Genomic DNA, 15,203 nt, shown 5'->3' with positions numbered 1-15,203 from the left:
ATTCCTCTTACGTAGGACCCTAATTTGTTAGAACAGCGATAATTACAAATATAATCGCTACAATTGACCAATAAATTACGAGTGGAAACGCAAATTTAAACCATTTTCCAAATGGAACTCCACCAATCGCAAGTACTGCCATAAGTGTTCCTGAAACTGGTGTAATCATATTAGTAATACCGTCACCCATTTTAAATGCGATGACTGCCGTCTGTCTTGTAACATGTAAAATATCTGCCAATGGCGTCATTAAAGGCATGACAACTGCTGCTTGACCACTACCTGAAGGAATTAATAAATTGAATAATAGGTTAAAAATAAACATTGCTACTGCACCAGTCATTGGTGACAGATGACTTAAAGGTACAAACACACCGTTAACTATCGTGTCGATAAATTTCCCATCTTCCATAAGCACAGTCACACCACGTGCTACACCAATAACTAATGCGCCGAATAAAATATTTCGAGCCCCGTCCATAAACGTTGCAACAAAATCATTCGGTTTCACTTTAGCAATGATTGCGGTAACAATCCCATCAATAATAAATAATGCTGCTAATTCTTCAACGCCCCATTCTCTTTGTAATGAACCATATACAAAAATCCCTATCGTTAAGAAAAAGCATAAGATGATCAATTGTTGTCTCCAAGTAAATGGAACGTCTCTATCCGGGTTATCTTGAATAATCTCATCTGAAAACTTCTTTTCACCCATAATACTTTTACTCGGATCTTTAGAAATCTTTCGAATATACATACACGTATAAATCAAAGTGACAATCATAAATGCGATGAACATATAAATTCTCATCATAGTTCCTGAGAAAATAGGTAATTTAGCAATCGTTTGAGCGACACCTAACGCAATAGGATCAAATATCGGTGCAACGGCCCCAACATAGTAACCTAAATAGACGATAGCGATACCTGCGATGGCATCCAATTTCAATTTCTTAGCTAAAATAATCCCCAATGGAATAAACGCAATAACTGCATTCGCACTTACACCAAAAGCATGAATTAAACCAAATACGATACCAATAACTACAATTAAAATGTATTTGTTACCGCCAGACTTATAAATAAGTTTAGAAACCGCAGCATTGAAAGTCCCCTGTTTTTCAATTACCGCTACGGCACCACCCATGATTAACACTAAAAATATTAAATCAGCGGTCTCAATCATTCCTTTAGGTATAGCCATAAAGAAATCTAAGATATTGAGATAAACATGATCAATATACTTGAAGCTATTAGCTACAACTTCATCATTTGAACCCTTTCTTGCAAATTCACCAGAAGGAATAATGAAACTCAATATCCATACGATGAATAAAAGGCCAAATAAAATGACAAAAGTATTCGGCATTTTTAATTTTTGTTTCATAGCCTCGTTCCCCTTTGTTTTAGAAAGCGCTTTCAAAATTAATTGAAATAAAAACTACATAAATTTAATTTATGTAGCATTTACTACTTATAAAGTTACCAGAATATTCAAATAATGTAAATAGTAAATATTAGTGGAGGGTTTTTTGGGGTTGGTATGCGGAGCGAACTGTCAGGAGTTACATAACTTTGAAATTTGCTAAACGCTTTGCAGCATTTTACAATTAACGTGAAATCGTTGGTCGTGATATCAAAATTTATTGGAGTGAAATCAATGAATCATAAAATACAACATCTAGATGATATTATTAGAAACTCAGAAAATATCGCTTTCTTCACAGGGGCAGGTATTTCTGTCGCAAGCGGGATACCGGACTTCCGCTCAATCGGTGGTCTAAACGATGAAATCGCTAAAAAAGGCTACTCACCCGAATATATATTAAGTTCCGATTATTTAGAAAGTGACCCAGAAGGCTTTATAGATTTTTGTCACCGATATTTATTATTCGCCGATAAAAAACCAAATACTGTACATCAATGGATTGCAGAACTTGAAAAGAATCATCAATCCAACGGTGTTATTACTCAAAATATAGACGGTCTACATTCTGATGCAGGCAGCCAAAACGTGGACGAGTTGCACGGAACGTTAAATCAATTCTTCTGTCTCCATTGCCAACATAAATATACAAAACATGAAGTCATCGACAATCATTTACGCCATTGTGATAAATGCGGAAACCCTATTAGACCCGATATTGTCTTATATGGTGAAATGTTAAATCAAGGTACTATTTTTAATGCACTTCATAAATTAAAAACTGCAGACACACTCGTCGTTTTAGGGTCGTCGTTAATTGTTCAACCTGCAGCAGGACTCATTTCAAATTTCGAAGGAGAAAATTTAATTATTATTAATAAAGATACAACGCCTTACGATGAGGATGCGACATTAGTCATTAACGACGATATGGTGTCAGTAATCGATTCTTTACGTGAGTCACAGTGAGGTCACTAAAACGGCAGTCTAACCTCAAAAAGAAAAGTGACAATTATTACTGAATTTAAATATTGTTTTCCAATAAATGTTTAAAGTCCTGTTTTTGAGGAATAGTAGATATATATCATTTAAAGGAGGCATTTATTATGAGTAAATTTGACGAATTCAAAGAACAAGCAGAAGATAAAGCCGAAGAAATTAAAAATGACGAAGATAAACAAGAAGAACTTAAAGACAAAGCGAAAGACTTAAAAGACAAATTTTAATTAAAAGTCTATGATAAATAGTAAAGTGGCAAGAATGGTTAATTCCATTCTTGCCATTTTTTTATAATGATATACTGCATTTATTGTTAGTATTATCTTCAAATACCCTTACACAATTTATGGAAGAAAATTAATTGGATTGAAGCTACTCTTCATATGTTTTTTCTTTAATGACATTACCATTAGCGTCTTTTTTAACAATTTTATTTTCTCCTTCTGTTGTAAAAGTACCTACGATTTCTGCGGTTCTTTTATCACGGTAGTTAACTAGCCATCCACCATCATCTTTTTGCTTTACATTATCAACTAAGTACTTATCTGTATCAAACGGTTTACCGTTAAATTCTGTAATTTTTTGATAAATTTGTGATCGGTAATGTGCCATAGTTACCGTGCTCTCATGTTCTTCATAATCTTTTAGTTTCTCTTCATCTTCCGCAGGGCTTTGATTCGAAATTTCGATTTTATTCGCTAATTCCGGTAAGGATGAATTATTTTTAAATTGCTTATATAAATCTTGTGTATTAAATTCTTTTCCGGTTCTCAAGAGTTGTTTGTAGTCTAGTCTACTTTGGGTACTAGCTGCAATTATTTTTTTATCACTGATACCGATGATAGACGTAAAATTACCAATTGGAGGATAAACTTTGTAAAATTTCATACCTTGAGGTGCATTTACGACCGAATCCTCTTTTGACAACACGAGCTTATATAATTGTTTCTTTTCAGACTCACTACCATTTCTTACTGTGAAAACTCCTGTTAAAACTTCGTCTCTCGACAACATGTGTTTTTCAGTGCCTTTCGCGAAAAATGCTAAAGCCAATTTAGTTTTATCGTCTAATTTCTGTTCATTTTCTTGTGAATTGTCATTTTTCTTATTTTCATTTTTTTGTGTCTCAGATTGATTACTTTCCTGTTTTGGTTTGTCTTGTTTATCCGTCGTAGCCTCTTGTTTTTCCTTATTATTATCTTGCTTTTCTGTTTTCTCCCCATTACTACATGCCGTTAAAGTCATAGCCAAACTAAGTGAACCAAATGTTAATAAAAATTTGTTAATATTTTTCATTTTCTCCATCCCTTTTAAAATTTGAAAGTAATACAAATAAATTTAAAATATGTATTCCAATAACAATATATCATAAATATTGTGTTGTTTTATGCTTTTTTATAAATTATAAAAAAAGAGTAGGACAGAAATATAGGTTTCTAATAGAGATTTCGTAGTCCTACTCCTGCAAGGATAATTATGATTGATATAAGAGCGTTTTTAATTAAGAGATTTACTGCCTAGTTGAAAAAAGTCTGAGACATCTATTTTTGTCTCAGACACCTTTATATAAACTTGTAAAATTCATTTATTATTATGCCGTGCATGAAATATTTTTAAATTATGAATAAATTTACTCAGATACATCATTTTTAAGTATATGATCAACCGCTTCTGCAACTTGTTTTGCCGACTGTGGATTTTGTCCTGTTACCAATCTATTATCCACTTTTACATAAGGCGTAAATGGAATTTTGGCTTTGCTATATCGTGCCTCACGTCGTTTAATTTCACTTTCTAACATAAATGGCACGATATTTTTACGATTTGCTAATACTTCTTCAATATTCGAAAAGCCTGTGATTTCTCTTTTATCAATAAAATATCTACCATTTTTATCTTTTACATTTAATAAAGCCGCTATACCATGACAAACTGCCGCAACCACGCCGCCATGGTTGTATACTTCATTAACTGCATGTTGAATCGTGTCATTATTAGGAAAATCAAACATCACACCATGACCACCAGTAAAATAAATCACATCATATTCTGTAGGATTTGCTTCTTCAATAGGCTTGGAACTTCTTAATAATTCCATGAATGATTCATCATTGAAATACGCTTTCGTCACACTATCTAACATCAACGGTTTTAAACTAACCGGATCGATCGGCGTAATGTCACCATTAATATTAAATAAATCAATTTTATGATTATGAGATTTAAAATAATCATAAAAATGAACAAGTTCTCCAAGCCATAGACCTGTCGGTTTACTAGTACCCTCAAAATTATTCGTACTTGTATTAACAATCATAATTTTACTCATAATCCTAGTCTCCTTTAACTTATTTAAGTTATAAAAAGCTACATACCTAGAGAAAATTTAAAATTACACATTAATGTGGGATTATAAACAATGAATTGGGTAATTACTTAGCTTCATCCTCACTAGGGTTAAAGTCTATACTATCACTGAAATAAATATTCTCTTTTTTATTTTCGACAAACGTATACTCTATATCCTTATAACCAACTGATGAACCTCTTAAGTCACCTGAACCTTTCAACAATAATTTAGGTGCCTGTTTCGTTGGGATGTCATATCTTTTTCTAAGTTGTTTAACATTGTAATCGTTGTTATCTAATTGATATTTTGCTGAGTAACTTGGCACATTAGGGTTGTACGATATTTCTCCATGTTTATAATCTTTTAAATCTTTAAAGTTTCCGTATTGAGAAAAAAATTTAAAGGTTTCTATTTCGTTTTTTATTTTTTTATCATTAATTTTCTTGATTGGTATAATCCTATTATTTTCCATTTTTACTGGATATTTTTTCTCAGTATCATGTAGTTTACCTTTTCTATCTTCTGAGGTTTCACTTACATAGAAATACCCATTCGTTGTTCGAGTATTTCTATTCATATAAATAACCATTCCTCTTGCTTTCATGCTTTTTCCTTTCGGTTCAATGACCATTTGAGAATCAAGTATCCAAGTCCCTTTATCACCTTTATCAAATTCTTCATCACGGTAACCTTCTTTATCATATAGGTCCTCTAGATTTTTAATCGGATACATATCTAACGTCTTTGAAAAGCTTTTCTTAATTTGCCGTTCTTTACTACTATCTATGTTCAATACACCGCAACCACTAATGAGTATTGATGCAAAGAGTACAAATACGTATAGTAATAACCTTTTTAATATTTTCATTTATTCACATCTTTCTATTTTCAAAACTAATTAATTATTTTCGCTAGGTTTAAAATATATACTATCAGTAAAAAAGATATTCTCTTTTTTATTTTCGACAAAGGTATACTCTATATCTTTATAACCAACTGATGAACCTTTTAAGTCACCTGAACCATTCAACAATAATTTAGGTGCCTGTTTTGTTGGTATGTCATATCTTTTTCTGAGTTGTTTAACATTATAATCGTTGTTATCTAATTGATATTTTGCTGCGTAACTTGGCACATTAGGGTTGTACGATATTTTTCCATGTTTATAATCTTTGAAATCTTTAAAATTACTATATTGTGCGAAAAACTTAAATTGTCTTATTTCTTTTCTTATATTGCTATCTTCAACTTTTCTGGTAGGTATTATTTTATTATTCTCCATTTTCACTGGATACTTTTTTTTATTATCTTGCGGTCTTCCTTTATCATCATACGAAAGTGTATTGGTTATATAATGCCCTTTAGATGTTCTTGTGTTTCTATTAATTTTTAACACCATACCTCTAGTTTCTATATCTTCTCCTTTAAGTTGTATAGCCATCTCTGAGTGAAGTAACCAAGTTCCTTTATCGCTTTTTTCAAACTGGTCGTCACGGTATCCTTCTTTCTCGTATAAATCCTCTAGATTTTTAATCGGATACATATCTAACGTCTTTGAAAAGCTTTTCTTAATTTGTCGTTCTTTACTACTTTTTTCTATGTTCAATACACCGCAACCACTAATGAGTATTGATGCAAAGAGTACAAATACGTATAGTAATAACCTTTTTAAAATTTTCATTTATTCACATCTTTCTATGTTCAAAACTAATTAATTATTCTCGCTTGGTTTAAAATTCATACTACTTGAGAAGTAAACGTTTTGTTCTTGATTTTCTACGAATATATATTCAAGGTTTTTATATCCTAATGATGAACCTTTCAATTTACCCATTCTTTTTAATCGTAATTTGGGTGCTTGTTTCGTCGGTATTTTATACCTGTCCCGCAATTGTTTAACGTTATAATCACTATTCTTCAAATCATATTCAGCCGAGTAACTAGGTACATTCGGGTTATATGATACATCCCCATTGTAAATATCTTTTGATTGTTTAAAGTTTGCATATTGTACAAAAAATTTAAAATCCTCTATTTCTCTTTTTAAACTGTCGTTTTTAATTTTTTTAGTTGGAATGAACTTATTATTTTCCATTTTTACTGGATATTTCTTTTCATAATCATGAGTTCTACCTTTACTAGCATTACCTATTTCATTGACAACAAAGTACCCTGAAGTCATTCTGGTATTTCTGTCCATATAAATAACCATGCCTCTTGATTTCAAATTCTTTCCTTTTGGTTGGATAATCATTTCTGATCTGATTACCCACATACCTTTATCACCTTTTTCAAACTGGTCGTCACGGTAACCTTCTTTATCATATAAATCCTCTAGATTTTTGATTGGAAAGGTATCTAACGTGTTTGAAAAGTTTTTCTTAACTTGCCGTTCTTTACTACTTTCTATGTTTAATATACCGCAACCACTAATGAGTATTGATGCAAAGAGTACAAATATGTATAGTAATAACCTTTTAAAAAAATTCATTTATTCACATCTTTCTATTTTTAAAACTAACTAATCTATAATTAATAACCAGTAAATCCTCACCTTTATATTAGCAAATAAATATTGGTCATACTATTTAATTCTAGTATATTTTACAAATTTTAAATATAGTTTTGTTCGTTAATAAATTATTTTATAGAGGACTGATGAAAGGTAAGCCTAATCAAAAATACTTTTGATTAACTTATACTGTTACACTTTTCAAAAAAGAAAATTCTTATATATACAATTTGGTAATACATTATCTTTTTACGTTGTACTCTGATGATTATGATTAAACCCTATTCATAAGAGGTAAATAGTTTAACGATAGTTATAAGACACATTAATAAATAATGGCTCATGCTGTAATATGAAGACGGCTGTTTATAAAATTAAGAGGTGAAATAATGGAAAGAATAGATAAAAAAGATGTCAGTATGACGGAATTATTCTTTGATTTAATATTCGTGTATGTATTATCAACCATAAATCAAACTGTGGAAAGTATATCGGATAATTTAATGGCCTATGAAGATTTAGGAAAAAGTTTCATGCTATTTCTTGTGTTTTTCTCTATATGGATTTACAGAACACTTCTAGTAAATCGATTTTTTAACAAAAAATGGTATCAATACCTATTCGTATTTATAGATATGTATTTAATTATTATATTATCTAAAGCAATAAACGCAGAATTCCAACAAACCTTTAAACCGTTTGTTATCATGTCAACAATCATATATTTAAGCATCGTCATACAATATTACATGAACCACTTACTTGATAATAAAGATGTTGAAGGAAAACTAGTTAAAACGTATACAACAGGATTAATACTAACAATTATTATTTCTATCATTTCACTATTTTTACCTGCACCGATTAACTTTTGGGTTTATTTTGTCGGAATATTAATAGTAGCAACATTTCCTTTATGTTTTTACAAAATTTCACATAGAAACCCTGTATTTTTCAATCATTTAACTGAAAGATTAAGCCTATTAGTAATATTAATATTTGGCGAAGGTCTTGTATTATTAATTCAGAATATAAAATTGACAGATCTAGACATTAAATACGTATTTAGTTTCATATTCATCACTATATTATTTATTTTCTACACTTATCATTATAAAATGACCGACAAAAACACTACGAGTCAAACCGGGTTCCTAACGATTTATCTACATTTATTATTAATATTTTCATTAGACACCATATTCTTGTAAATGAATAAATTTTTATCCCATGAAGAAGTGCATTCAGTTGAAATATTTGGATTTATCATATTCTTCATCGTATTTATAATTGGTGCAATCATTAACATTTACACACATTTAGAAAGAGAATAATTTAACTTACTCTCTTTAAATACTTATAACAATAAAAGCTAAGCAAATTTTTGCTTAGCTTATTTATTAATTCATATATAATTAACTATCTATGTAAATTCCAAGAAACGAGGCGATTGGGATTGTATCCAAAAATATGATTTTCATATTTTATTAATTTCCATCTCTCACCTCAAAATGCTTAATTACTTTGATATTATCTGAAGTTAATATTTTTTTGACGAGTTTTGGTATTATAAACCAACCCAAAATAAATGATAAACTCCATAGTAGCGTACAGTTAAAGCCACTATAAGCCGTTAATGACCTAATAGTAGTGACTTTTCAATTATAGGTTTTGAATTATCCTAACGAAAGGAACCGTAGTTCTAAAACACCTTGCATTATTATCTTATAATCTTTTTTATTCATGATTAATCCTCACTGCTTGGATTAAAGTTCATAAAATCAGAAAAGAATATATTTTCCCCTTTCTTTTCTACGAATGTATATTCCAATTGATTATAACCCACTGACGATCCTTTTAAGTCACCAGTTCCTTTTAATAATAATTTGGGCGCTTGTTTTGTTGGTATGTTATACCGTTTTCTCAGTTGCTTTACATTATAATTGTCATTATCTAATTGATATTCTGCTGAATAACTAGGCACATTGGGATTATATGAAATATCTCCATTTTTATAATCATTTAAATCTTTGAAATTTGCATATTGCACAAAGAATTTAAAGTTCTCTATTTCGTTTGTTAATTTTTTATCCTTTATTTTCTCGGTAGGAATGATTTTATTATTTTTCATTATAACCGGATATTTTTTTCTGTTGCATGTGGTCTTCCCTTACTATCTTCAGTTGTTTCGCTTACAATAAAATATCCTTTAGTAGTTCGTGTATTTCTATTCATATATAAAACCATACCTCTTGATTTCATACTTTTTCCTTTTGGTTGATTGACCATTTCAGAATTAATTATCCATGTTCCCTTATCATCTTTATCAAATTCTTCATCTCGATAACCTTCTTTATCATATAGTTCCTCAAGATTTTTAATTGGATACATATCTAACGTCTTTGAAAAGCTTTTCTTAAGTTCTCGTTCCTTACCACTATCTATATTCAACATATCACAGCCTTCAATAAAAAATGCTAAACCTGTTAGAGTTATTAAAAAAAGTAAACTACTAAAATGTTTCACGTTCCCACATCTTTCTATTTTATAATTTTTTCAGTATTTAATGTTACAATCACTATCTTATAGTTTAATATTAATAAAAAATAGGTTTTAAATCTATTTAATTTTATAATTATTGGCATTTTTAAATCAACAGGTTTTATTGTCTTTGAAATGCATTTTATTTTTTATATTCCAAAATACATTTGAATTTAATGTATTAAATTATCGCTTACAAAAACATTTGTTCATTGCATATAAATTAATAATTAATTTTACCAATGCTGAAGCCCTTAAATTCTATATATTAGGTTATTTAAAATGTTTTATGTATATTGGTTCTCGTCATTCCTACTGTAACTTTATCAGTATATGTACTTAGAAATGCAGTAGCAGTGGTACCTGTTTTGGGATCAGTATAACTATTGACGTATTTTAGATTTGAAGGGAATTTATCAATCACCTGGTAATGTTCCAATTGGTCTTTTATATCAAATTTAGTTAGATTATTCTTATTGGCGTTCTCTATTTCATAACTTATCATTGAAATAGCTGTTGTACTCTCTGTTTTTTAGTTATATTATGAGAATCGATTTGATATTTACTTACCATATTATTCTCCTTTACTCGGTTGGAAGTTTACATAATTAGAAAACTTTATATTTTCATCTTCATTTTGACTGAATATATATTCAATATTTTTATATCCAATACTGTTTCCTTTTAATTCTCCTACAGATTGCATTTTTAAAATAGGAGCCTTTTTTGTCGACACATCATAAAGATCCCTGATTCTTTTTACGTTATAATTATTATTATCTAACTGATACTCAGCTTCATATTTAGGCACATTAGGATTACTCGAAATACTCACGTTCTTATATTTATCTAAATTTTTAAAATTTGCATACTGACAAAAAAACTTAAATTGCTCTAATTCTTCTGACAATTTTGCATCAGAAATTTGTTTCTTCAATACAATTTTATTATCTTTTAGTTCAACTGGATACACTTCATCCCTGTTTGCCTTTTCATTTTCGCCATATTTTTTAAAATAAAATTTTCCAGTTGCTTTTTTATTATTTCTATTTAAAAAAAGCACCATAGCTCTAGATTCAAATTTTTTATCTTTTTTACGAACCGTCATACGGTCTTGCAATACCCATGTGCCTTTATCACCTTTTTCAAACTGTTCATCACGGTACCCTTCTTTATCATATAAATCCTCTAGATTTTTAATTGGATACATATCTAACGTCTTTGAAAAGCTTTTCTTAATTTCTCGTTCCTTCCCGCTTTCTATGTTTAACAACCCACACCCACTAATAAATGAAGTTAAACTTATCAAAATGATTAAAAAAAGTAGTCTTCTTATCATATTCGTTTATTCACAACTTTCTATTTTCAGGTTTCAAAATTTATTTCAATAACGGTATTACAATGCCTCTTACACTTTAATATTACTAAAAAATAAGTTGCAAATCTATTTAATTTTAAATTATTAAAAAGGGTGATTGTTTTTAATAATTTGCGTTGATAGAATTATCATTGGCACCACCTATTTAGATAACTGACAGTTATTTCTTTATAAAGTTAGTTACTGGTAAAAATCCTTTTGTGTAATTTGATAATTTATAGTAATATCATTATGGATAAAAAGTAGAAACATTTATAGAAAAGAAGGTTTAAATATATTATGAAGGAAAATTTTTGGCGTGAATTACCACGTCCATTTTTCATTTTGGCACCTATGGAAGATGTTACGAATATCGTCTTTCGTCACGTTGTGAGTGAAGCAGGTAGACCAGATGTGTTTTTCACTGAATTTACAAATACTGAGAGTTTCTGCCATCCTGAAGGTATTCATAGTGTACGCGGACGTCTAACATTCAGTGAGGATGAACAGCCTATGGTGGCTCATATATGGGGAGACAAGCCAGAGCATTTTCGAGAAATGAGTATCGGCATGGCAGAGATGGGCTTTAAAGGTATTGATTTAAATATGGGTTGTCCTGTAGCTAATGTCGCAAGCAAAGGTAAAGGTTCTGGCCTGATTCTGCGACCTGAAACTGCAGCTGAAATCATTCAAGCGGCTAAAGAGGGAGGTCTACCGGTCAGTGTTAAAACACGTCTAGGCTATTATCAAATAGATGAGTGGAGAGATTGGCTGAAACACGTCTTCGAACAAGACATTGCGAACTTATCAATCCATCTCCGTACTAGAAAAGAGATGAGTAAAGTCGATGCACACTGGGAATTAATTGAAGCGATCAAAGAATTGCGTGACGAAATCGCACCAGATACGTTGTTAACTATTAACGGTGATATCCCAGATAGACAAACAGGTCTTGAACTTGCTGAAAAATATGGCGTCGACGGTATCATGATCGGAAGAGGTATTTTTCATAATCCTTTTGCATTTGAAAAAGAACCTCGCAAACATACAAGTAAAGAACTATTAGGTTTATTGAGATTACATCTAGCATTATTCAACAAATATTCAAAAGATGAACCTCGCCTATACAAACCATTACGCAGATTCTTTAAAATCTACGTCCGTGGTATCAGAGGGGCTAGCGAACTACGACATCAACTGATGCAAACAAACACAACTGACGAAGCAGTCGCATTACTCGATGAATTTGAAGCCCAAATGGACGAACAAGAATCGTAGTACAACTTTTATAATCTGAGTGACATTAGTAAAAAATGATATGTCCCCCTTAAAAGTAGACATTTAAAAATGAAAACTTTGAAGGGAGCATATCACATTATGATTTCTCAATTGATATTATTCGTTATTTTTATAAAATTAAGTAAACATAATTTTTTCAAATAATTATTTTACTCACCAAAATCAAAATTTACTATCCTCATTTAAAAGCTTTTGTTTTAATGTTTTTTTCTTTTAAGAACTGTTCGATTTTATCCTGCTCTTTACCATTTACAATTTTACTGTCAGCTTTAATTCCCTCGAAATATTTAGTTGAAAATTCACCATTTTTAGTGAGTTTTTTAATTGTTAAATCAATCTGTTTATCTAGATTTTCAAACTCTTTATTTGAACTAGATATATACTTATTTATTTTATATGTATATTTTTGTAGTCTTCAGGCAATCTATTTTTTCTTATATAATTATAGAAATTATTATCATTTTTCCTAGTTAACTCATTTAATTTTTTTATTTTTTTACTTTCATCCATACTTAATTTTTCCTCTGAATCCACTTTATCTTGGTAATATTCTTTTGCTTTACTTAAATCTTCATCTTTATTGAGATATAACTTAATTGCCTTTTTTATTTCTTGTTCTGATAGTTGAGTATTAGTAGTTTTATAATTAAAAATATCTTGGGGTGCTTCTTTTTTTTCTAAATCTTTATTATCCGTTTCGCCTACATTATAATGTGTATTAGAACACCCAGTAGCAAATATCAGTAAAAAAAATAAACCGAATATGTAATACTTTCTCATCATATGCCCTCCCTCTTAAATATATTTAGATTCCATTTTAAGTAAAAAGTAAGAAATTTAAAAAAGTTTTTCATAAAATAGTATCCTACGAGTGTCAAGATGAGTCCTAAAAATACCCCTTTAATCATTTCAAAAACTTCATTTATTGATATAGTATCGAATCCATTTATAATTCCCATTACGAATAGTATTACTGGTGAACATATCATGACTGATATTGCGATAAAATACGCTAATATGAAAGGTAGAAATAGCAGAATAGCAAATAGACTGAATCCTATAAAGATAAAATTAAAAAAACTTAGCCCCATTATAGAAAAAATTACATTAAAAATATCTTTAATATTTTTTTCTTTTTCAACATCATGTAAAGCTGTCATAACATTAATTTCATTAGAGATTTTAATAGGCACACCTATATCTCTAATCATTTCATCATCATTCTTCTTGTCTTTATAACCACTAATAAAATGGGATTCATATTTGTTTAGAATATCTTTTTTTTCTTCTCTACTTATTTTTTTTATACGTCTATTTAATACTTCAATGTATTCATTTTTGTTCATAAAAATCACTCTCTTCCCTAAATGAGTTTATTGATTCAATTAATATATTCCATTCTTTTATTAACTTTTTAGTCTTTCGTTACCTTTTATAGTTATTGTATAGTATTAACGTGAAAGGTCGTCCTTTGAAGGTTCATAATAACTATTTAAGTAACATTCTTTAACGTGCCTACACAACAATGGATAAATTGTGCCTTCTGTTAGAGCTATCTTTTTAGTTATTATTTGAATTAATGAGTAACCATATTGATCTTGGTGGTGTATGATTAATAATACCAATAGCTCCTATACACCTTTTTTAAATTGAACATTCATTATCTAAATGGCCTCCTAATAAGGATCGTGGGATATAAAAAACACTACCTTATATTACATGGTAATTAAAATACTAAGATAAAACTTTAATAATTTTTTTATATCTTTCATTATTATTCAATAATTCTCCGTGTAGCCCTTTAAAAAGAATTTTACCGTTCTCAATAAAAAGTATCTCTTCTGTTTCATGTAATTCTTGCACATTATGTGTAATTTTCAAAGTCGTTTTATTGCGTGTTAGCTCTAAAATAGATTTTAAGATTGCACTTTTGGATTCGTTATCTAAATTTGAAGTTGCTTCATCTAACAATATTATACTAGGGTTTTTTAAAAACAATCTTGCTAAATTTATTCTTTGTTTTTCTCCACCAGATAGTATATTTCCACTTTCTCCAACATAACTATTAATGTTATCTATTCGATTAGTTACTAGTTTGTTTAAAATCGAGAAGTCTAAACATTTATGAATTTTGTCATTTGTTATTGTTTCTTCACACAATCCATATAATAAATTATCTTTGATAGTACCACTTATAATTGGGATATCTTGGCTCACTAAGCCAATATTTTTTCTTAAAGAATGAGTATTAATTTGGTTAATATCAACACCATCTATAGTTATGTTACCGCTTGTAACATTATAAAATTTTTCTAATATATTTAGTAATGTTGTTTTACCTGAACCTGAAGGCCCAATAATTGTAAGACTTCTTCCTTTATAAACTGTGAAAGATATATCATCAAGAATTTTCTTACCATTAAATTCTAAAGTTACATTATTAAATGATAAATTGCTATTTAATCTAAAATCATTCATAAAATGATTACTTTTTCTTTCTTCATCTTTATTAATAATCTTATTTAAACTTTTAAAAGCACCATTAGCTTTATGATATTCTCCTATAAAACCACTTATAGAACTCATAGGGGACATTAACTGAAATGAATAAATTATAAATGCAATAAGAGTGCTTAACTCTAATGTTCCATCTTTGATTCTAAATGCACCATATCCTGCTATAACTAACAGTCCCAAAATTAATAAAAAATTAACT

At 29.5% G+C, this 15,203-nt stretch carries 13 protein-coding genes and 3 pseudogenes; 3 read left to right on the top strand and 13 right to left on the bottom strand.

Annotated features, from left to right (window positions below):
* Positions 1-19: 19 nt before the first annotated feature.
* Entirely contained in the window at positions 20-1,390 is a 1,371-nt protein-coding gene (locus NGI30_RS10725) for a YfcC family protein (protein WP_251943851.1), read from the bottom strand.
* Positions 1,391-1,663: 273 nt separating this feature from the next.
* Here NGI30_RS10725 and NGI30_RS10720 point away from each other — a divergent pair, with 273 nt between their 5' ends.
* Positions 1,664-2,398, top strand: coding sequence for an NAD-dependent protein deacylase (locus NGI30_RS10720; protein ID WP_251943849.1), 735 nt, complete (start codon positions 1,664-1,666; stop codon positions 2,396-2,398).
* Between the two features lie 402 nt (positions 2,399-2,800).
* Here the strand turns inward: NGI30_RS10720 and NGI30_RS10715 are convergent, their stop codons facing one another.
* The 5 genes from NGI30_RS10715 to NGI30_RS10695 all read right to left on the bottom strand — a co-directional run bounded on the left by NGI30_RS10715 (position 2,801) and on the right by NGI30_RS10695 (position 7,269).
* The gene (locus NGI30_RS10715) at positions 2,801-3,724 is read right to left on the bottom strand and encodes a hypothetical protein (RefSeq protein WP_251943847.1); all 924 of its coding nucleotides are present in this window, start codon (positions 3,722-3,724) and stop codon (positions 2,801-2,803) included.
* 334 nt (positions 3,725-4,058) lie between these two features.
* Complete coding sequence (locus NGI30_RS10710) at positions 4,059-4,757, bottom strand: type 1 glutamine amidotransferase domain-containing protein (protein ID WP_251943845.1); 699 nt, start codon at positions 4,755-4,757, stop codon at positions 4,059-4,061.
* Positions 4,758-4,860: 103 nt separating this feature from the next.
* A complete protein-coding gene (locus NGI30_RS10705) occupies positions 4,861-5,646 on the bottom strand; it encodes a tandem-type lipoprotein (protein ID WP_251943843.1) in 786 nt (261 codons plus the stop codon).
* A gap of 30 nt (positions 5,647-5,676) precedes the next feature.
* Positions 5,677-6,459: a tandem-type lipoprotein gene (locus NGI30_RS10700; protein WP_251943841.1), complete on the bottom strand. Its 783-nt coding sequence runs from the start codon at positions 6,457-6,459 to the stop codon at positions 5,677-5,679.
* A gap of 30 nt (positions 6,460-6,489) precedes the next feature.
* Positions 6,490-7,269 (bottom strand): tandem-type lipoprotein, encoded by a 780-nt coding sequence (locus NGI30_RS10695; protein WP_251943839.1) that lies wholly within the window; start codon positions 7,267-7,269, stop codon positions 6,490-6,492.
* 410 nt (positions 7,270-7,679) lie between these two features.
* On the opposite strand from NGI30_RS10695, the gene NGI30_RS10690 reads away from it, so the two are divergent.
* Positions 7,680-8,501 carry a low temperature requirement protein A gene (locus NGI30_RS10690; protein ID WP_251943837.1) on the top strand — a complete coding sequence of 274 codons (822 nt, stop codon included), beginning with the start codon at positions 7,680-7,682 and terminating at the stop codon, positions 8,499-8,501.
* 536 nt (positions 8,502-9,037) lie between these two features.
* Here the strand turns inward: NGI30_RS10690 and NGI30_RS10685 are convergent.
* From NGI30_RS10685 to NGI30_RS10680, 3 genes and pseudogenes are all read right to left on the bottom strand, one after another.
* Positions 9,038-9,816: pseudogene (locus NGI30_RS10685) on the bottom strand (tandem-type lipoprotein).
* A gap of 304 nt (positions 9,817-10,120) precedes the next feature.
* Positions 10,121-10,404: pseudogene (locus NGI30_RS11525) on the bottom strand (hypothetical protein); the annotation flags it as partial.
* A gap of 1 nt (position 10,405) precedes the next feature.
* Entirely contained in the window at positions 10,406-11,170 is a 765-nt protein-coding gene (locus NGI30_RS10680; RefSeq protein ID WP_251943834.1) for a tandem-type lipoprotein, read from the bottom strand.
* Positions 11,171-11,488: 318 nt separating this feature from the next.
* Here NGI30_RS10680 and NGI30_RS10675 point away from each other — a divergent pair, with 318 nt between their 5' ends.
* Entirely contained in the window at positions 11,489-12,466 is a 978-nt protein-coding gene (locus tag NGI30_RS10675) for a tRNA dihydrouridine synthase (protein WP_251943832.1), read from the top strand.
* Positions 12,467-12,874: 408 nt separating this feature from the next.
* On the opposite strand, the gene NGI30_RS10670 is transcribed toward NGI30_RS10675, so the two are convergent.
* The 4 genes and pseudogenes from NGI30_RS10670 to NGI30_RS10655 all read right to left on the bottom strand — a co-directional run bounded on the left by NGI30_RS10670 (position 12,875) and on the right by NGI30_RS10655 (position 15,184).
* Positions 12,875-13,270: an NDxxF motif lipoprotein gene (locus NGI30_RS10670; protein WP_251943829.1), complete on the bottom strand. Its 396-nt coding sequence runs from the start codon at positions 13,268-13,270 to the stop codon at positions 12,875-12,877.
* Positions 13,267-13,833, bottom strand: coding sequence for an HAAS signaling domain-containing protein (locus tag NGI30_RS10665; protein ID WP_251943827.1), 567 nt, complete (start codon positions 13,831-13,833; stop codon positions 13,267-13,269). Before NGI30_RS10665 ends, NGI30_RS10670 begins: the two co-directional genes overlap by 4 nt.
* Positions 13,820-14,112, bottom strand: a pseudogene (locus NGI30_RS10660) (PadR family transcriptional regulator). Before NGI30_RS10660 ends, NGI30_RS10665 begins: the two are co-directional and overlap by 14 nt.
* Before the next feature lie 109 nt (positions 14,113-14,221).
* Entirely contained in the window at positions 14,222-15,184 is a 963-nt protein-coding gene (locus NGI30_RS10655; protein WP_251943823.1) for an ABC transporter ATP-binding protein, read from the bottom strand.
* Between the last annotated feature and the right edge of the window lie 19 nt (positions 15,185-15,203).

It is taken from the genome of Staphylococcus sp. Marseille-Q5304, from assembly GCF_943737015.1.
Lineage (GTDB): Bacteria > Bacillota > Bacilli > Staphylococcales > Staphylococcaceae > Staphylococcus > Staphylococcus hsinchuensis.
Note: the sequence above shows the minus strand (reverse complement) of the source record. Positions and strands in the feature narration are given on the sequence as shown.